Raw genomic sequence first — 16,778 nt, forward strand, 5'->3', positions numbered from 1 at the left:
CGGCGCCGTGTCGCGTAGAGATCGTAGTAGTCAGCGCCGTATCGCGGATAGCGTTTGAGGAACTCGAGGCACGAGGTGTTGGAGGTGACTGCAAAACGCCTTTCGTCGCGTCTGCCGATTAACAGATAGGCGGCGCCATTCTGCGCCGCGAGCCACTCGCACAGGCTCGGGACGGGAGTTAGCGGCAGCGCGACGAAGCGGGCGTGGGCGTACCAGGCGACGCGGCCGTCGCGCGCGACCACTGCGCCGGGATTGTCGCGGCTTGCGATCACCTTGCCGGCATAGCGCACCCCGCGCATGTCATAGCCGATCGGCCAGAGCGTTTGCGGGAGCAGAATCAGCGCGAAAATGACTGCCGGAACGGCCAGTGGCATCCGCAGGTTGCGGCTCGCGCAGATTCGCTGAAGCGTTAGCGAGAGCGTTTCGAGACCCAGCATCACCCATCCGAAAGTATATGGAATCAAATGAATCATAAACCGCGCTCCGGTATAGGAGAGCGTGAAGCCAAAGAAGTAGAAAGCGACCACCGCGGCGAGGAGCGCCTCGGCCGCGGATGCGAAGATTTTCCAGCCGCGCGTCCACCAGCCGGCGGCGAGCAGGATCATGACGACAGGACCCTCGGCCTGCGCAAAGTTGTAACAGGAGACGAGAAAATCGCCGCGCACCTTGACGAAATAGAGTCGCGGGTTGGCGATCAGCGCCGTCAGCGGCGCGGCGTCGGGGGAAAAGCCGAGGCGCCGCCACGTCGCCGGGTCATGGGCCACACTCCCCATCCCGAACATCATCGCCGCGGTGAACTCGCGTCCAACACTCCAATGGCCGGTTACGGCATGGAGAAAAATCGCATAGGGCGCGATGAGCGTCAGCGCCGCAAGCGCGAAAGCCGCGGCCAGTTGCGACGATTTCGCGAGCGACTCGTCGCGCCAGACCAACGCCGCCGCGAGCGGGAATACCGCCAGCAGAAAAACTAATCCGATCGCCTCGGTCCGATACAGGTACGCGAGTCCGGCGCTCACTCCCGCCAGCGCCGCGGTCGCGACGCGCTGCTCACGCCGCGCGATCAGCATCAGCCAGACCGCGCTCGTGGTCAGAAAAATGTATCCGGCTTCGGTTCGCACCGACGCCGCATACGCCGCGAGATCAGGATGAATCGCTGTCAATGCTGCCGCGCCAAGCGCGAGATCGCGGCGGGCAAAGGCCGCGCGCGTCATCAGATAGACGCTGACGATCGCGCCCGTACCCATGATCGCCGAGACCAGATTGCCGGCCAGCTCCCAATCCGGAACGAGGCGATGAAGGCCGGCGACCAGCAGCGGATAGAGCGGCGAAAATATAGCGCCCAGCGGTTTTTTCCATTCGCCGCGCGCGAAGTCGCCCGCCAAGCCGAGGTAAGCTGCGCCATCCCCGGAGATGCAGAAATTGGTAAGACTCAAATAGAGGCGAATCGCCAGCCCGCAAAATCCGATCGCAGCGATTCCGCGCCAACCCTCATGGTCAGCCCGCAAATCCGCCGGTAGCTTCGGTGCTCGCGCAACATTGCTCATCCGCGCCCTATCTTAATAAGACGCGGCTGGCGCTCAAACCAAGGCGGCGCAAACACCGTGCAAGGATCCTGCTGGATCGCCCTCGGCTTAATTTGCCCGGGACGAGCCTATGCGCGCATCACTTTAGCGGCCTGCAGACCCTTGGGTCCTTCAGCGACCTCAAAAGCAACTGCTTCGCCCTGCTCGAGCGAGCGGAAGCCTTGCCCATCGATCGCGGTGTAGTGAACGAAGACTTCCTGGCCGTCTTTGAGCGTGATGAAGCCGTAACCCTTTTTTGGGCTGAACCATTTAACCGTGCCGTTTTCCATGTTCCCCGAGAACCTCCTCCGAAAGCAGAGCTTGGCCCGCCGACAACCCCCTCAAGTCGCGGCGACCTATATCCACCAATCGGCGCATATAGCACAAGGTTGAGGCCTAACCAAGCCACGGCAAAGACGTTCGGTAAGTCGAGAAGAATGCGGTTATTGCTTGTAGCCGAAGCGCCGCAGCATCGCATGGCGCTCCGATTGTTGCCTGGCATCTTCAACACCGTTGGGAGCGCAGCCGTCGATTATGCCCATCACACCGCGCGCGCCCGCCTCCTCGGCGACGATCACCTTGAGCGCATTCGCGCTCGCGCAAAACACCGTGCAGACTTCGCTCAAGTTCTTGATCTGATTCAGCACGTTGATCGGAAACGCATTACCCAGCATCACCACGAAGACATGGCCGGCGCCGATCTCGCCGGCGGTTGCGACCGCGGCCTCTTCGAGCTCGCGATCGGTCCCGGTATGGCGAATCAGCGCCGGGCCGGAAGCCTCGCAGAAGGCCACTCCGAACTTCACGCCGGGCACGGCCTGAACGATCGCCTCGTAGAGATCCTCGACCGTTTTGATGAAGTGGGACTGGCCAATAATCACGTTAACGTCGGGATTGGGTTTGTTGACTTCGATCGCTTTCAGTTCCATCTGGTTTGATCCCTGTGCGTTTTCGCGCGGTGGAAGTTGCATTTTCTCCCGCGCAACTCCACGATAATAATGCGGTGGGAGCAGGGCTAAAAGGCGGCGGGCAAGCGGCGGCGAGGCTTCCCGCTTGGTTCCAGCGGCTCACGGTCGGGGCTCAGCGCGTCTATCTGAAAAGCGACGCGATCGACCGCTTTGATTTCACCCCGGGGGACACGGCGCGCGAGCTCGCGCGAGCGCTGATGCTCGCGCTCGAAGCGGGAGCATCTGCGCTGGTCGAGCGGCGTGCACAACTCCTGATCGACGAGTTGTGCCGGCGGGCGACGCTGCCCCGCATCCAAATCCAGGTGCGTAATGTCCGGCCGCGCGACGCGCGAGGCGAACTGCACGGTATCTTCTATCCGCGCGGACGCGGCCGCGTCGCCGCCAACCCGTACCAATACTCGTCGGGGGCGGCCGGCGGACCGCTCGTAATCCTTTGGATGCGCACCGCGCAGCGCCATGAGGTGGTCAAGCCGAAAACTTTCATTCGCACCTTGATGCACGAATTCGGGCACTATCTCGATTACGCGCTGCTCCGGCTCGGTGATTCGCCGCATACCGCGGGCTTCTTCAAGCGCGAGTCATTTCTCGTGCGATCGTTGCAACTTGCGCCGCACGACTAGAGCGATGGGACTCATAGCCCGGTTCATCAGTTCACTGTCGCCGGCAGTGCGGCGGCTGGAACGCCTCGCGAGCATCGGCGGTGAGAGCGAGCGGCTTGCTGCTAGTCTCAAACGGCACGGCGGTTTGTGCAGCTTGCCTCGCATCCGGGAAGGGCTGGAAACCTTGGCGGCGGCTGAAGCCGCGGACGCTGACGTCTTACGCGATCTGCTGTTGGCCCTCGGCGTCTGGCCGGCGCGCCCGGCCGCACCATCGCATACCGGATCGAACAATTGGGCGCGGCTCAGCGCCGATCTTGCCGCCGAGGTCGAACTCGTTCGCGCGCTCAATGGCGCAATAGCCGATTGGGAGGGCGTGAACCCGCAAATCGCCGAGCGGCTGCGCGAACTGGTCGCGCGCAAGGAGCAGAGCCTCACGCTCCTGCGCGGCTTCGCGCTGAAATGCGATCCGCAGGCGCTCGATTAAGCCTGATCAAGTCACAGGTATTTCTGCAGCCCCCGCCGCTTAAGCTCCACGAAAACCCGCGCCAGCTCCTGCGAGCGCGAGCGCCGCGCGATCAGAATCGCGTCCTCAGTATCGATCGCGACCAGGTCGCTCAGCCCGAGCACCACCATCAGGCGCTTGCCGCCGCGGGCCAACACGCCGTGGCTGTCGAGCATCAGGACGTTCCCCGCTGCGACGCTGTCGGCGCCGCCGCGCAAGGCCTCCCAGACGCCCTCCCAACTGCCGACGTCGTCCCAGCGAAAGCGCGCGTGCACGCCGAACAGATTACGGCTGCGCTCCGCGACGACGCGATCGAACGAATCAACCTTGAGTGCGCGATACGCGCCGCGCAACTGAGCGGGCGTCCCGATGGCGAACCGGCGCATCGCCGCGGCCAACGCCGGAGCATGCTGCTGCAACTCGCCGCCGAGCGTCGCCACGCTCATCACGTAGATTCCGCTATTCCAGAGAAATTTCCCGGCGCGGATCATGCGGCGTGCGGTCGCGAGGTTCGGCTTCTCGACGAAGTGCGTCACGCGGAAGCCGGCGCCGACGGCTCGTCCGATCGCCTGGTAGCCGTAACCGGTTTCAGGCCGGGTCGGCGTGATACCGATGGCGACAACGGTATCGGGACGCGCGGCCAGATCGATCGCCTGGCTGAGCGCTCGCTGAAACAATCGGGTCTGCGGGATGTAATGGTCGGCGGGCATCGCCGCAATGATGGTCTGATCCTGCAGCCGCTGAGCGATCATCGCCGCCCCATAGGCGATTGCAACCGCAGTACCGCGAGCCTCCGGTTCGACGATCACGTTGCGCGGCGGAATCAGACCTCTGACGGCGCGCTTGAAGAGATCCGCATGATCCGCACCCACCAGCACGAAAATCCGCTCTGGCGCGAGCGGCGGTTGCACGCGAGCGATCGTGTCAGCCAGCAACGAACTCTTGCCGTTGAGCGCGAAAAGCGGCTTGGGCCGCCGCGCGCGTCCTTCCGGCCAGAAGCGGGTGCTCCGCCCACCGGCGAGAATCAGCGCGGCGGCTTGTTCGCGCACGCGCATTAACGATGACGCTGCGCGCGCGAAAGCCGCCGCGCGCGCAACTGAGCGCGGGCAAGCGCCATCGGGATTAGAGCTTCGCCCCCAGCTCAGTCAGCTTCTGCTCGAACAGCGCGCGAATCTCGCCGAGCCGGGCGGCGTCGTCCGCCTCGAACCGCATCACGAGCGCCGGCTGCGTGTTCGACGCCCGCACCAGGCCCCAGCCGCCGGGAAAATTCACTCGCGCGCCATCGATCTCGATCGTCTCGTAGCGCGAGCGAAAGAACTCGGCAGCCTGCCGCACGACCTCGAACTTCCGCTCGTCCGGACACTCCAGCCGGATTTCCGGCGTGAACTGCGTCGGGGGCAAATCGCCCAGGATGGCGCCGAGTCCGCGTCCTTCGTCGCCGAGGATTTCCAGCAGCCGGAACGAGGCATAGATTGCGTCGTCAAAGCCGTAGTAGTGATCGTTGAAAAATATGTGTCCGCTCATCTCGCCAGCCAGCGCCGCGTTTTCCTGCTTGAGCTTGCTCTTGATTAGCGAATGGCCGGTCTTCCACATGATCGGACGGCCGCCGTGCGCCGCGATATCCTCGAACAGGCGGCGCGAACATTTGACGTCGCCGATAATCGTCGCGCCGCGCCGCTCCTTTAGGATCGCGCGCGAGAAAGCTATCAGCAGTTCGTCGCCCCAGACGATCCGGCCGTTTTCATCGATCGCGCCGATGCGATCGGCATCGCCGTCATAAGCGATGCCGACGCGCGCGCCGGTCGTTGCTACCACCGCTTGCAGATCGTGCAGATTCTCGGGGACGGTCGGGTCCGGATGATGATTGGGGAAACGCCCGTCCATCTCGATATTGAGCTCGACCGTCTCGATCCCCATCGCCCGCATCAACGGCGCAGCGACCACGCCGCCGCAGCCGTTGCCGCCGTCGACGGCGACCTTCATCCCGGGCGTCACCGTAATATTGCGCCGGATGTATTCCGCATATTCGGCGACGATCGGCCGCGCCGTCAGCTTGCCCGACGTGCCCGTGGTCTTGAAGGCGCCGGTCTGTATGATTTCTCTAAGGCGCTGGATTTCCGCGCCGAAGATCGTCGTCGGCCCGACGCCGAGTTTGAACCCGTTGTATTCGGCGGCATTGTGGCTCCCGGTGATCATCGCGCCGCCGTCCATTTGCCAGTGCAGCACCGAGAAATAGAGCAGCGGAGTCGGCACTATCCCAATGTCCACGACGTTGATTCCCGCCGGCAGCAGGCCCTCGATCAACAAATCGCTCAACGCGTCGGAGGTGAGCCGGCAATCGCGTCCGAGCGTAATCGTGCGCTTGCCGGCCTCGAGCAGTAGCGTCGCGTAGGCGCGCCCGAGATTACTCACGAATTCGTCGTCGAAATCGTCCTCGACTACGCCGCGAATATCGTATTCGCGGAAGACCTGTGGATTCATCGAGGATAATTATCGATGCCGTATGCCGCTGATGCAACGACGCGGCGTGGCTTGGTGCTGTGCTTGCGGGCTATCATCGGCGCGACTACGGATTTGGTGACGAACACAGCTAATGGCTGAGGATCATGGTTGAAGCGGAGCAAAAAGTCGCAATCGTGACCGGCGCCGGCCGCGGAATCGGTCGCGCGACCGCCGTGGCCCTCGCACGCAGCGGTTACGCGCTCTGCCTGGCCGCACGCACCCGCACCGAGCTCGAAGAGACCCGCCGCCTGAGCGGCCTCGCGCCCGCCCGCTCCCTCATCGTGCTCCTCGACCTTGCCGACGCCGACGCACCCGAAGCGCTGTGCGAGACCGCCACGGGTCACTTCGGGCGGCTCGACCTCCTCGTCAACAACGCCGGGTGGGCGCCTGCGCGGACGCCGCTCTTCAAGACCACGCCCGCCGATCTCGATCGGATGATCGCGCTCAACCTCCGCGCGCCGATCGCGCTCGCACGCCTGGCCGCGACTTACATGGCGCAGCAGCAGTCTGGCGGCGTGATCGTGAACGTGGCCTCCAGCGCCGCGCGCGCTCACCTGCCCGGCGAAGCAGTTTATGCGGCGGCCAAGGCCGGTTTGGTCGCCTTCACGCACGCTTGCTATGAGGAGTTCCGGCGTCACAACATCAGAACTTCGGTGATTCTCCCGGGTCTGACGGATACCGCGCTGATTCCGCCCAACAAACGGCTCGACCGAACTGCGATGATTCAGCCGGACGACGTTGCCGCCGCGATCCTCAGCGTCGCGAATGCACAGGCTTCCGCATCTCCACTTGAAATCGTGCTCGAGCCGGCTCGCGATCCGATGAGCGGCGGCCGTTGACGCAACCCGTTTTAGTAAGCGCGTGAATCGCGTCAGCGGCGTCATACAGCAGCGCGCTTTCACTCGATGGTTCCTGCTGGCCTTGATGCTTGCAGTCGGAGCGGCGGTCATGCTCGCCCCGCTCGCGGCTTACGCCGTCGCGGGCGCCGGACTGCGGATCCCTTTCCCGCGCATTTTCGATCGCGTCGTGATGATCACGCTGACGGTCGCGATCCTCCTGCTGGCGCGCCGGCTCGGGCTGCTGAATCTGCTGCGCGACGGTTTCGCCGAACCGCGGCGCAACCTTTCGCAAATCCTGATTGGCGCGGCGATCGCTTTAGCCGTGATGGCCGGGCTGTTCGCTCTCGCAATCGCGATCGCCCATCCGCCGCTCGCGATCGCAAGCCTGCTCTGGCGTGCGACCCGCTCCTTGGCCGCCGCTATCCTGATTGCTCTGATCGAGGAAGCCTTCTTTCGCGCGATTCTGCTCGGCGGCTTGACGTGGGATTTCGGCCAGCGCACCGCCTTGCTTGTCAGTGCAGCAATTTACGCCCTCGCGCATCTGCTGCGTTCGCCGCGTCATTATTACCTGGCCGGATTCCATCCAACGGCCGGCTGCGCGAATCTCGTCGCGAGTCTGGTGCGCATCGTCCATCCCGACGGATTGCTTGCGATGACGGTCGGGCTCTTTCTGCTCGGCCTCGTCCTCGGGGCTGCGTTCCTCGTTACCGGACGCGTCTATCTTTCCCTCGGTCTGCATGCCGGCTTTGTGCTCGGCGCCAAGTGCTGGCCGCTCGTCGCGAGCAGTTCCCGCCGGCTCCCGCGATGGCTCGCCGGGCCGGGCCCGGTTCCGCTGATCGCCGCGCCTGCCGCCTGGGCCGCCGCCCTGGCGCTGCTCGCCGTCATCCTGTTCGCCGGCGCACTTGGGTCTCGACCCTAACGCCCGCGACAAGTTCAAGAACGAGCCGTGGCATCAAAGGGCCGTCGATTTCTGCGCAAAGTACGACGAGGTCTCGTTCGATCCGGTGTACCAGCATGAGCCGATGGTGAAGTTCGAGCGGATGGTGCGGCGGCTGTTGGACAAGCCGTGGCTTCCGCCTTAGTTTCACAGTTCGGCAAGAAGGTCGTGTATGTCAACGTCACGCTCGAAGCCAAGGAGACCTCATCGATGAAAGTCGGATACTTTCCCTGCACGCAGGATCCGCCCAACGGCGTCAACATCGGTCGCGTCCTCAACGAGGCGATGGTCGAAGCCCAGGTCGCCGAAGAGAGCGGCTTCGATAGCTGCCTCTTCAGCGAACATCATCAGCAGGACGACGGCTATGCCCCCAACGTCATCCTGATGGCCGGGATGGCCGGCATGAAGACCAGCAAGCTCCGCGTCGGTACCTGCGTCACGCTGCTGCCGCTATGGCATCCGGTGCACGCGGCCGAGGATGCCGCGATCGTCGACCAGATAACCGGTGGGCGCATGATTTTGAGTGTCGGCGTGGGCTACCAGGACGTTGACTTCGGCGCCTTCGGCCTCTCGGTCAAGGATCGCGTCGGCCGCACGGAGGAGGGCCTTGAGGTGCTCAAGAAATGCTGGGCCGGCGAGCGCTTCAGCCACCATGGCAAGTTCTACGACCTCGACAACGTCAACATCACGCCCAAGCCCATGCAGCAACCGCGGCCGCCCATCTGGATGGCGGCATGGACCGATATCGGATTGCGGCGCGTCGCACGGATTGCCGACGCCTGGATCACCTCGCCGCTCGAACACATCAACACCATGAAGCGCTTCGCCGAGCTCTACCGCAGCGCGGCGCTCAAGCACGGGAAAAAACCGATGCTGGTGCTGATGCGCGACGTCCTGGTCGCCGATTCGATGGAGGCCGCGCGTCGCGAGAGCGAACCGCTGATGTACACGCATCGCTTCTACTTTCGCAACAACGGCTACGCCTCCGACGAAGTCGTGGACCGCGTCAAATCGGAAGAAGGTTGGACCTTCGACGTTGCCGCGCCCAATCGTTTCATCGCCGGTTCGCCCGCGGATTGTCTCGCGCAATTACGTATGTGGCAGGACGTGGTCGCGCCCGATTACCTGGTGTTGCGCATGCGTCATCCGGGCGGCCCGTCGCATGAGCGGGTCAAGGCGGCAATCCGCACTTTCGGCAAGGAAGTGCTGCCTCATCTTTAGCCGAGCTGGCGTGAGGGAACGTTACGAATAGATCTGTGGGGCGCCGCGCGGGCGCGTGCGGTAACGCCGATGCATCCACAGGAACTGCTCAGGATAGCGCCGCACCATCGCCTCGACAGCGCGCGTAAAACGCAGCGTGTTCTCCTCGATGTCCGCGGCCGCGTCGGCGCTGCGCTGCACCGGAATCTCATCGAAAATCTCGATCCGGTGGCTGCGCTTGTCGGGTTGCCGGATAATGAACACTGGTACCACCGGCGTCCCGGACATCGCGACCAACCGCGCCACTCCGCTCGAGGTCGCAGCGAGCTCGCTGAAAAACGGCACAAAGACCGCCTCGCTGCGCTTGGCGTTCTGGTCAAACGGGATGCCGATGAAAAGCCCTTGCCGCAGCGCTTTCAAGACCGAACGGGCGGCGGCGTGCTTGCGCATGATCGTCACGCCGGTGCGCTCGCGAATAAACGTCATCAGCGCGTCGCCGGCCAAAAATCGCTGGGTATGATGCACTATCACGATCTGGTGACCGAACATCGCATGCGCGGTCGGCAGCAGCTCGAAGTTGCCGAAATGCGCGGTCAGCGCCACGCCGCCCTTACCCGGGTAGCGTCGCTGAATTTCATCCCAATAGGCGAAGCGCTCGTAGGTGACTCGCTTGAGTATCCGCCGGTGGAAAAATCCGCCGAGCCGGACATATTCGGCGACCGAGCGGCCAAGATTTACGTATGAGGCGCGCAGGATCTGTCGCCGTTGCGCAACGCTGCGCTCGGGAAACGCGATCTCCAGATTGCGCATCCCCACTGCGACGTGGCGCCGATCGAGGATCCAGGCGATATACCCACCCGCTACTCCCAGCGGATAAAGAATAAAATCCGGAATCAGGCTGAGCGCGTGGATTACTCCGACCAGCAGATAGAAGACCAGCCGCTGCCACCAGTTAAGCTTGAGTTCGACGATCTGCCGGCGATTACGCTGCCCGCGAACCGACGCGGTGACTGCCCCCTTGCGCGCGGGCTGGGCCGAACCCTGCGGGCCTATCGGTGACGTCGGAATCGAGGTCGGCGGCGGTGATGCGGGGACAGGTTGGGCGGCGTCCATCCTTAGTTTTGAAGTTCCCTGGGTTTAAATCCGCGCCTCAGTTGAATTCCCGCCCGCGCTTAGGCGCCTTCGGTATCACGACGATCCCGCTCTCGGTAACAAAGAAGCGTTGGCGATCGCGTTCCAGGTTGTAACCAATCTCGTCGCCCTCGGCGATCTGCACGTTTTTGTCCAGAATCGCGCGCCGCACTCTGGCCCCGCGGCCGATATCGCAGTAGTCCATCACCACCGAGTCTTCCACCTGGCTGTGCGAGTGGACCACTACCGAACGGCCGAGCACCGAATTAAACACCGTCCCGCCGGAGATGATAGTGCCCTCGGAGACCACCGAGTGCAGCGCGTGACCGCGGCGATTATGTTCGTTGAAAACGAACTTCGCCGGCGGTTGGTTATAATACGCCGTCCGCAGCGGCCAATGCTGATTGTACATGTTCAACTGCGGCCGCGCGTCGCGCAGATCCATGTGGGCTTCATAGTAGGCGTCAATCGTGCCGACGTCGCGCCAGTAACTCTGGTTTTCCTCCGAATCGCCGCGGATCCGGTTGTCCATAAAATTATACGCGTAGACCGGCACGCGGTTGATCAAGGCGGGAATCAGATCGCGGCCGAAATCATGATGACTGCCGGTCCGCTCGGCGTCCTCGCTCAGGGACGAGCGCAGGATCTGCGGATCAAACAAATAGTTCCCCATCGAGGCGAGGCAGAGCCCGGGCGCCCCCGGCATCGGCCGCGGATTAGCGGGCTTCTCCTCGAAGCCGATTACCCGCAGGCCGGAATCAACTTCGAGCACGCCGAACTGATGCCCCTCTTCCAGCGACACCGGCAGCGTCGCTACGGTCGCGGTGCTCTTATGCTCGACATGGAAATCGACCATCTGGCCCATGTCCATCCGATAGATGTGGTCGGCCCCAAACACCGCTACCACGTCGGGCTTGAAGTCCTCGATCAAGTTCAGGTTCTGGAAAATCGCGTCGGCCGTGCCTTGATACCAGGTTTCCCCCATCCGCATCTGCGCCGGCACCGGCACGATGAAGTGATCGTGGAGGATCCGGCCGAACTGCCAGCCGTCTTTCAGATGCTCGATCAATGACTGCGAACGCCACTGCACCAACACGTAGATCGAGTAGATCTGCGAATTGACCATGTTCGAGAGTACAAAATCCACGATCCGGTATTTTCCGCCGAACGGCACCGCGGGCTTGGCGCGATCACGGGTCAGCGGATAGAGGCGAGTGCCCTGTCCTCCAGCCATGATCAATCCAAGTGTTCTCATTGCGACATCTCCGCCGGGTAGCTCAGCACGCGAGCGCCCGGCCGTCCAATCCAAATACTATGGACCTGAGAAATTTTAGGAAAGTGTCCCGGCGTTCCGTCGCGCGAATTTCAGGGCTGCGGCGGCTGGTCATTGTGGTCCGCTGCGTCATCGGACCTCGATTCGCCGATCTAAATTCCTGCGTCCGCGCTTAGGCGCTGCGCCGATGTCGCAGAAAGCTGCCAATTTTGGGACGTTAGTGCATCTTCTGGAAGAACTTACCTATGAGAGCGGCCCTCATTTGGAAAAATAGTGCTGATTTATCAAAGACTTGACGGAACTCAGCCTCCGGGCATGACGATTGCTTGAAACATTTTGCAACGGGTTCCGTCTAAGATTCTGAATCGAACGCTGGCAACCCGTTGGCCCCTCCTCATTGGAGGCGGAGAGAGAGGTAGGAAAATGCAAACTCATAGCGAACCACAAACGCCGCGCGCTCAAGAACGTACCAAGGAACCGGGCGGAATCGTTTACCGGACCGCGTGTCAGAACCCCGGATGCACGCATACCTTTGATCTACGAATAACGCCTGAGAACGCGGGTCTTTTGAGTGGCACGGTGGCATGTCCGCGATGCCGTCGGCATGGTGGGATGCTCAAACCTCAGGGTCGCCTTGGCGACCGGCTCTTTTCCGCCAAGCTGGTCTACCGGATGACCGGTATTGGCCCGCGCCCCGACGAAGACGACGCTTATACGGAGACGACCGAAATCCGCTATTAAGTTCACGGCGGATGGCTTAGACTCTGACGCGCCGTCTCCGCATCCGCGACAGCCTCGCGATGCAAAACGCGCCGCCTGCTGGTTCAGGCGGCGCGTTTACATTTGCGGCGATCGCCGGGAAGCGCTCGATTCAGACGCCGGCGACGAATTGCGATGTGAGACCGTCCAGATTCTGGATACTCGGACGCTCGATCAGGCGCTGCAGCCACGCTTCGATGTTTGGGCGATTCTGACCGGCTTCCACCCCAAGGTCGCGCAGCACCACAAGACGCGGCACAAACGCGATGTCGGCGACCGAAAACTGGCCCGTCAAGTATTCCTGACCCTGCAATTCATGATTGAGGAAGGTCAGCATCCGCTCGACCGTCTGTTGCAGCCGCTGCACCCGCGCGGCGTCGCGCTCGCTCTCGGGCTTGGTCAACTCCGCCATGAGCTGCCCGACTTGAGGCGTGAAAGAGGTATCCGCGAAGTCCTCCCAACTGCGCGCGCGCGCACGCAATCCGCTCGCGCCCACCGCGGCGAGCAGCGGCGGCTCGGGATATTCGTCTTCAAGATACTCGGCGATGACCGTCGAATCATAGATGGTCAGTTCCTCGTCCACCAACACCGGCACTCGACCGAAGGGATTCAAGCGCAGAAAGTCAGGCTTGCGCTGCTCGCCCTGCGCCAAATCGATCTGCACCAACTCATATGCCAGCCCCTTTTCCGCCAGCACGATGCGGACCTTCTGGCCAAAGGGACAAGGCAGGAAATCGTAAAGCTTCATCATGATCTAAACCGGATATCTTCGCTCCGTCGTCTTGCGTGAAACGTCTTGCGTGAAAGCTTGCCTATTCGCCCGCCGCTGCGACCACAAATTTAAGCGTCGCCTCGATTTCCGGTTGCAGGCGCACAGCGACCGTGTAGTCACCCAATTGCTTGACCGGTTCGGCGAGCAAAATCCGCCGCCGATCGATTTCGAAACCTTTTTCGCGCAGCGCCCGCTCGAGATCGATATTGGTAATCGATCCGAACAGGCGACCCTCCTCACCGGTGCGCGCGCGCAGCGCTAGCGTTAGCGCCTCGATTTTCGCCTTGAGGCCCATCGCCTGGCTCTTGAGCGCCTCGCGCTTGCCCAGCGCGACGCGCTTCTGATGCTCGAACTCGCGCAGGTTGCGCGAACTCGCCTCGACCGCCAGTTTGCGCGGCAACAGATAATTGCGCGCATAGCCGGCGCGCACGCGCACGACATCCCCCGGATGGCCGAGATTCGGCACCTCTTCGCTGAGTATGATTTGTACGTTCATCGATACGTAACCCTGTCTTTCAAAAAAACGTGCTCCTACCGAGAAGTAAACTCCGTCACAGCGGGTTGCTCGCGTTACGGGTCTCAGGACTCGAGGGCTTCAACCGTCGAAAATCGATCCATAGATCGAAAACCCCGGCCGCGCAGATGAGAATCGCCAGCACCGGCTGGACAAAGGTGATGATGTAAACCAAGCCCCGCGCAAACGACGGCATCGCCAGCACGCGAAAGTAAAAAGCCATGATCGCGAGCCCCTGGCAAAAATAAATTGCGGCGATGCACACGGAACAGTTCAGCGCCGCCGCACTTAGCGGCGACACCGGAATCAGCAAGCCAAAGCCCGCGATCAGCAAGACCCAGATGAGCCACTCGGGCGTTGACCACAGCGCGAGATCACCGAACAGCGCATAGCCGATTCGTTGTTGGCGGCCGCTGATCCGCCAGAACAACGCCAGATTCGCCAACGCCATCATCGCAGCCGAGATGGCCGTCAGGGCCGGCATCAGCCGGACGGTCGCGTTGACGATGCGGATGCGCAGATCCTGCGTCAGCGCCGTGTCGAGACCTGCGACGCTGTAGAGCTTTTCAGTCCGCGTCATCACTTGCAGCAAATTATTGTGCAGCCCCTGCGCGAGCGCCTCCGGCGAGCCAACGAACGCCAGAACCGACAGCGCGCCCACCACCAGCATGCTCGCGGCCGTCACGGCGACAATCTGCTCGAATGGCCGACGCCGTTCGAGCATGAAACAGATAACGACCGAGCTGACTCCGATCGTAGCGAAGTAGGCCGCTCCAGCCTCGAGTCCGCCGGCCAAGGTGATCAGGCCGGCGGCAGCGGCGGTGACCGCGGCGGCACGCCAAAGGCCATTACGGAAACCGACCGCACAGCCCAGCACGGGGGCTGGCGCCAGGATCAACGCGATCGTCCCCAGTACTGGCACTAGCGCCCCCGCCATGAACATCACGGCGGACGTCAGGCAGGCTCGCAGCATCCCGAAGAGGTCGCGCAACGTCACGCCAGCCTCGTCACAGCCCCAGCGTTGAAAAGGGCAACAGCGCTATGATGCGGGCGCGCTTAATTGCCACCGACAATTGCCGTTGATGTTTGGCGCAGTTGCCCGAAGTGCGGCTCGGTACGATCTTGCCGCCCTCGGTAATGAAGCTCTGGAGCGTGCGCACGTCTTTGTAATCAACGGCGAGAGTTTTGTCGGCGCAGAAGCGGCAGACTTTCCGCCGGCCCATCGGACGCCGCCGGCCGCCCGGGCGTTCGCCCTGACGTCCTTCACCGTCACCCCTTCCGCCGCCTTCGTTGCGCCGAGGACCGCGGCCACCGTCACCTTCACTGCGGTTCGGCCGCTGCTCGAAATTATGTTCTTCGTCCGCCATAAATTAGCATCCTAGCAAGCATTGTTTAGCGAAACCCGCCCGCGCGACTGAATCCGTCAATTACCCGTACCGTCAGGATCGAGCTCGACGCGATCGGCGATGACCTCGATGCCGAGGCGCCGCTTGACTAAACTCGGCAGCGCCCGTAGCGATCCGGTGGCATGGATCCGCACGCCCTCGCGCAAATTCCGCGTGAGTTCCGGTACGCGGTCGCCGGTAGCAACGATTTCGAGCAGCAGCGGATTCGCGCCTTCGCCGCAATCGGCCTCGAGGCGCAATGTGCGCGTTCCGGCCGGAGTTACGCGGCTCTCGGGCTTGCGCGTCAGCCTCCCGCTGAGCTCAATTCTCGTCGCCACCGTCAGCTTCGTCACCCGCAGTTTCGTCGCCGTCAGGTTCGCGAGCGGCGGCTTCGACCGGCGCCGCCGCAGCGTCCTTCGCGGCTTGCGACTGTTCGGCCCGCTCCGCGGCTGCGGCGTCGCGCGCCGCGTCGGCGGCCGCCCGTGCGGCTTCCGCCGCGGCGCGCGCCTCTGCCGTTCGCTTGCGATGGGCTTCGAGCTCGGCGCGCACCGCCTCAGGATCGACGTCGTCGCCCACCAGCACTGACAGGTAGCGCAGGATATTGTCCGACAGCTTCAGGTTGCGCTCGACTTCGTTCATGGTGGCGCCGTTGCCGCCGTAGTCGAGCCGGACGTAAAAGCCCCGCTGCTCGCCCTTGATCCGGTAGGCGAGCTCGCGCGAGCCCCACTCCTCGCTGTCAATCAGATCGCCCCCGCTGGAGGTGACCAGGCCGCCGAAACGTTTGATCGCCTCCTTCTGGGCGGCTTCGCCCAGATCGGGACGTAAAATAAAAATGGTTTCGTAGCGCCGCAAGCGCTGACCTCCTTTTGGCTTCCAGCCCCGGAATGGAGCAAGGAGAGGGCGGAGTCTATCAGGCACCCCCTCGTCCTCACAAGCTGACCTTCGCGATGGTTGCTGCGGCGTGGCGGTCTCGGCATCAAGCGACCCTTGCCAAATCCAGCGGCAGGCGCAACAACTACGCAAGCTTCAATTCAGACGGAGGTTTTCAATCATGCCAGGAATTCTCGACGGGAAGGTTGCGCTGATTACGGGCGCGGGATCGGGTATCGGGCAGGCGACCTCGCGCATCTTCGCGCGCGAAGGGGCGAAATTGGCCCTCGCCGACGTGATCGAGGAGGGTGGCAAGCGCACCCTCGCGATGGTGCAGGACCTCGGCGCCGAGGCGATCTTCATCAAATGCGACGTCGCCCGCTGGGCCGACGTTGACGGCGCCATCGCCAAAGCGGTGCAAACTTACGGGCGGCTCGATTGCGCCTTCAACAATGCCGGAATCGAAGGGGCGGCCGGCGATACCCACGAATGCACCGACGAGAACTGGAATCGCGTGATCGCGATTAATCTGACCGGCGTGTGGTACTGCATGAAGGCGGAAATTGCCCAGATGCTCAAGCAGGGCGGCGGCGGCGCGATTGTCAATACCTCCTCCGGCGCTGGACTCGCAGGCGTGCCGCACATGCCGGCCTATGTCGCGGCGAAGCACGGCGTGGCCGGGTTGACCCGCGCCGCCGCGCTCGAATACGGCAAGCACAACATTCGGATCAACGCCGTCTGCCCCGGTCCGATCCGCACCCCGATGCTCGGACGGCTCACGCGCGAACGCCCGGAGGTGGAACAGCGCTTCGCGCGCTCGGAACCGTTGCGGCGCCTGGGCGAACCGAGTGAGATCGGCGAGGCCACGGCTTGGCTTTGCTCCGACCACGCCTCATTCGTGACCGGCTTGCCGATGCCGGTCGATGGCGGCTTCATGGCGATGTGAAGGTGGCCGCGCCGTCCGC

General features: G+C 63.0%; 21 protein-coding genes. 8 read left to right on the forward strand and 13 right to left on the reverse strand.

The genetic code is table 11. The features are described 5' to 3' along the window. The 3 genes from VKS22_05380 to VKS22_05390 all read right to left on the reverse strand — a co-directional run. The coding region (locus tag VKS22_05380; GenBank protein ID HLW70035.1) for a glycosyltransferase family 39 protein at nt 1-1,544 on the reverse strand (1,544 nt) is incomplete at its 3' end. Between the two features lie 107 nt (nt 1,545-1,651). Continuing rightward, complete coding sequence (locus VKS22_05385; protein ID HLW70036.1) at nt 1,652-1,852, reverse strand: cold shock domain-containing protein; 201 nt, start codon at nt 1,850-1,852, stop codon at nt 1,652-1,654. A gap of 153 nt (nt 1,853-2,005) precedes the next feature. Further along, nucleotides 2,006-2,491, reverse strand: a complete 486-nt coding sequence (locus VKS22_05390; GenBank protein HLW70037.1) for an adenosine-specific kinase — start codon at nt 2,489-2,491, stop codon at nt 2,006-2,008. A 74-nt stretch (nt 2,492-2,565) separates the two neighbouring features. On the opposite strand from VKS22_05390, the gene VKS22_05395 reads away from it, so the two are divergent. Next, nucleotides 2,566-3,150 carry a hypothetical protein gene (locus VKS22_05395; GenBank protein ID HLW70038.1) on the forward strand — a complete coding sequence of 195 codons (585 nt, stop codon included), beginning with the start codon at nt 2,566-2,568 and terminating at the stop codon, nt 3,148-3,150. A 4-nt stretch (nt 3,151-3,154) separates the two neighbouring features. Further along, complete coding sequence (locus VKS22_05400) at nt 3,155-3,613, forward strand: hypothetical protein (GenBank protein HLW70039.1); 459 nt, start codon at nt 3,155-3,157, stop codon at nt 3,611-3,613. A gap of 11 nt (nt 3,614-3,624) precedes the next feature. Here the strand turns inward: VKS22_05400 and VKS22_05405 are convergent, their stop codons facing one another. Both VKS22_05405 and VKS22_05410 read right to left on the reverse strand, forming a co-directional pair. Next, nucleotides 3,625-4,686: a sugar phosphate nucleotidyltransferase gene (locus tag VKS22_05405; GenBank protein HLW70040.1), complete on the reverse strand. Its 1,062-nt coding sequence runs from the start codon at nt 4,684-4,686 to the stop codon at nt 3,625-3,627. Nucleotides 4,687-4,753: 67 nt separating this feature from the next. Continuing rightward, the gene (locus tag VKS22_05410; GenBank protein HLW70041.1) at nt 4,754-6,112 is read right to left on the reverse strand and encodes a phosphomannomutase/phosphoglucomutase; all 1,359 of its coding nucleotides are present in this window, start codon (nt 6,110-6,112) and stop codon (nt 4,754-4,756) included. A gap of 125 nt (nt 6,113-6,237) precedes the next feature. On the opposite strand from VKS22_05410, the gene VKS22_05415 reads away from it, so the two are divergent. The 4 genes from VKS22_05415 to VKS22_05430 are packed head-to-tail and all read left to right on the forward strand — an operon-like array spanning nt 6,238 to nt 9,130. Further along, complete coding sequence (locus VKS22_05415) at nt 6,238-6,972, forward strand: SDR family oxidoreductase (GenBank protein ID HLW70042.1); 735 nt, start codon at nt 6,238-6,240, stop codon at nt 6,970-6,972. A 22-nt stretch (nt 6,973-6,994) separates the two neighbouring features. Beyond that, nucleotides 6,995-7,891 carry a CPBP family glutamic-type intramembrane protease gene (locus tag VKS22_05420; GenBank protein HLW70043.1) on the forward strand — a complete coding sequence of 299 codons (897 nt, stop codon included), beginning with the start codon at nt 6,995-6,997 and terminating at the stop codon, nt 7,889-7,891. Next, nucleotides 7,875-8,054, forward strand: a complete 180-nt coding sequence (locus VKS22_05425) for a hypothetical protein (protein ID HLW70044.1) — start codon at nt 7,875-7,877, stop codon at nt 8,052-8,054. The genes VKS22_05420 and VKS22_05425 overlap by 17 nt, the downstream gene beginning before the upstream one ends. Continuing rightward, nucleotides 8,039-9,130 carry an LLM class flavin-dependent oxidoreductase gene (locus VKS22_05430; GenBank protein ID HLW70045.1) on the forward strand — a complete coding sequence of 364 codons (1,092 nt, stop codon included), beginning with the start codon at nt 8,039-8,041 and terminating at the stop codon, nt 9,128-9,130. The genes VKS22_05425 and VKS22_05430 overlap by 16 nt, the downstream gene beginning before the upstream one ends. 21 nt (nt 9,131-9,151) lie before the next feature. Here the strand turns inward: VKS22_05430 and VKS22_05435 are convergent, their stop codons facing one another. Together VKS22_05435 and glgC are read right to left on the reverse strand one after the other, a co-directional pair. Further along, nucleotides 9,152-10,222: a lysophospholipid acyltransferase family protein gene (locus VKS22_05435; GenBank protein ID HLW70046.1), complete on the reverse strand. Its 1,071-nt coding sequence runs from the start codon at nt 10,220-10,222 to the stop codon at nt 9,152-9,154. A 37-nt stretch (nt 10,223-10,259) separates the two neighbouring features. Continuing rightward, nucleotides 10,260-11,495: a glucose-1-phosphate adenylyltransferase gene (glgC, locus tag VKS22_05440; protein ID HLW70047.1), complete on the reverse strand. Its 1,236-nt coding sequence runs from the start codon at nt 11,493-11,495 to the stop codon at nt 10,260-10,262. A gap of 441 nt (nt 11,496-11,936) precedes the next feature. Here glgC and VKS22_05445 point away from each other — a divergent pair, with 441 nt between their 5' ends. Continuing rightward, nucleotides 11,937-12,254, forward strand: coding sequence for a hypothetical protein (locus tag VKS22_05445; GenBank protein ID HLW70048.1), 318 nt, complete (start codon nt 11,937-11,939; stop codon nt 12,252-12,254). Nucleotides 12,255-12,384: 130 nt separating this feature from the next. Here the strand turns inward: VKS22_05445 and VKS22_05450 are convergent, their stop codons facing one another. From VKS22_05450 to rpsF, 6 genes are all read right to left on the reverse strand, one after another. Further along, nucleotides 12,385-13,023 (reverse strand): glutathione S-transferase family protein, encoded by a 639-nt coding sequence (locus VKS22_05450; GenBank protein ID HLW70049.1) that lies wholly within the window; start codon nt 13,021-13,023, stop codon nt 12,385-12,387. A gap of 61 nt (nt 13,024-13,084) precedes the next feature. Continuing rightward, nucleotides 13,085-13,540: a 50S ribosomal protein L9 gene (gene rplI / locus VKS22_05455; GenBank protein HLW70050.1), complete on the reverse strand. Its 456-nt coding sequence runs from the start codon at nt 13,538-13,540 to the stop codon at nt 13,085-13,087. A 55-nt stretch (nt 13,541-13,595) separates the two neighbouring features. Then, nucleotides 13,596-14,555, reverse strand: a complete 960-nt coding sequence (locus VKS22_05460; GenBank protein ID HLW70051.1) for a DUF2232 domain-containing protein — start codon at nt 14,553-14,555, stop codon at nt 13,596-13,598. A gap of 10 nt (nt 14,556-14,565) precedes the next feature. Next, entirely contained in the window at nt 14,566-14,781 is a 216-nt protein-coding gene (gene rpsR / locus VKS22_05465; GenBank protein HLW70052.1) for a 30S ribosomal protein S18, read from the reverse strand. Nucleotides 14,782-14,981: 200 nt separating this feature from the next. Further along, nucleotides 14,982-15,281, reverse strand: a complete 300-nt coding sequence (locus VKS22_05470; protein HLW70053.1) for a hypothetical protein — start codon at nt 15,279-15,281, stop codon at nt 14,982-14,984. After that, on the reverse strand, nt 15,265-15,795 hold the full coding sequence (rpsF, locus tag VKS22_05475; GenBank protein HLW70054.1) for a 30S ribosomal protein S6: 531 nt from the start codon (nt 15,793-15,795) through the stop codon (nt 15,265-15,267). The genes VKS22_05470 and rpsF overlap by 17 nt, the downstream gene beginning before the upstream one ends. A 199-nt stretch (nt 15,796-15,994) precedes the next feature. Between rpsF and VKS22_05480 the strand changes: the two genes are divergently transcribed. After that, complete coding sequence (locus VKS22_05480) at nt 15,995-16,759, forward strand: SDR family oxidoreductase (GenBank protein ID HLW70055.1); 765 nt, start codon at nt 15,995-15,997, stop codon at nt 16,757-16,759. Nucleotides 16,760-16,778: the final 19 nt, after the last annotated feature.

This window comes from Candidatus Binataceae bacterium (assembly GCA_035308025.1).
Taxonomy (GTDB): domain Bacteria; phylum Desulfobacterota; class Binatia; order Binatales; family Binataceae; genus JAJPHI01.

Excerpts from the sequence above, each read along its gene's own strand:
- VKS22_05385 (HLW70036.1), bottom strand. The coding sequence starts at position 1,852 with ATGGAAAACGGCACGGTTAAATGGTTCAGCCCAAAAAAGGGTTACGGC.
- VKS22_05390 (HLW70037.1), bottom strand. The coding sequence starts at position 2,491 with ATGGAACTGAAAGCGATCGAAGTCAACAAACCCAATCCCGACGTTAAC.
- VKS22_05400 (HLW70039.1), top strand. The coding sequence starts at position 3,155 with ATGGGACTCATAGCCCGGTTCATCAGTTCACTGTCGCCGGCAGTGCGG.
- VKS22_05405 (HLW70040.1), bottom strand. The coding sequence starts at position 4,686 with ATGCGCGTGCGCGAACAAGCCGCCGCGCTGATTCTCGCCGGTGGGCGG.
- VKS22_05410 (HLW70041.1), bottom strand. The coding sequence starts at position 6,112 with ATGAATCCACAGGTCTTCCGCGAATACGATATTCGCGGCGTAGTCGAG.
- VKS22_05415 (HLW70042.1), top strand. The coding sequence starts at position 6,238 with ATGGTTGAAGCGGAGCAAAAAGTCGCAATCGTGACCGGCGCCGGCCGC.
- VKS22_05435 (HLW70046.1), bottom strand. The coding sequence starts at position 10,222 with ATGGACGCCGCCCAACCTGTCCCCGCATCACCGCCGCCGACCTCGATT.
- glgC (HLW70047.1), bottom strand. The coding sequence starts at position 11,495 with ATGAGAACACTTGGATTGATCATGGCTGGAGGACAGGGCACTCGCCTC.
- VKS22_05445 (HLW70048.1), top strand. The coding sequence starts at position 11,937 with ATGCAAACTCATAGCGAACCACAAACGCCGCGCGCTCAAGAACGTACC.
- VKS22_05450 (HLW70049.1), bottom strand. The coding sequence starts at position 13,023 with ATGATGAAGCTTTACGATTTCCTGCCTTGTCCCTTTGGCCAGAAGGTC.
- rplI (HLW70050.1), bottom strand. The coding sequence starts at position 13,540 with ATGAACGTACAAATCATACTCAGCGAAGAGGTGCCGAATCTCGGCCAT.
- rpsR (HLW70052.1), bottom strand. The coding sequence starts at position 14,781 with ATGGGCCGGCGGAAAGTCTGCCGCTTCTGCGCCGACAAAACTCTCGCC.
- VKS22_05480 (HLW70055.1), top strand. The coding sequence starts at position 15,995 with ATGCCAGGAATTCTCGACGGGAAGGTTGCGCTGATTACGGGCGCGGGA.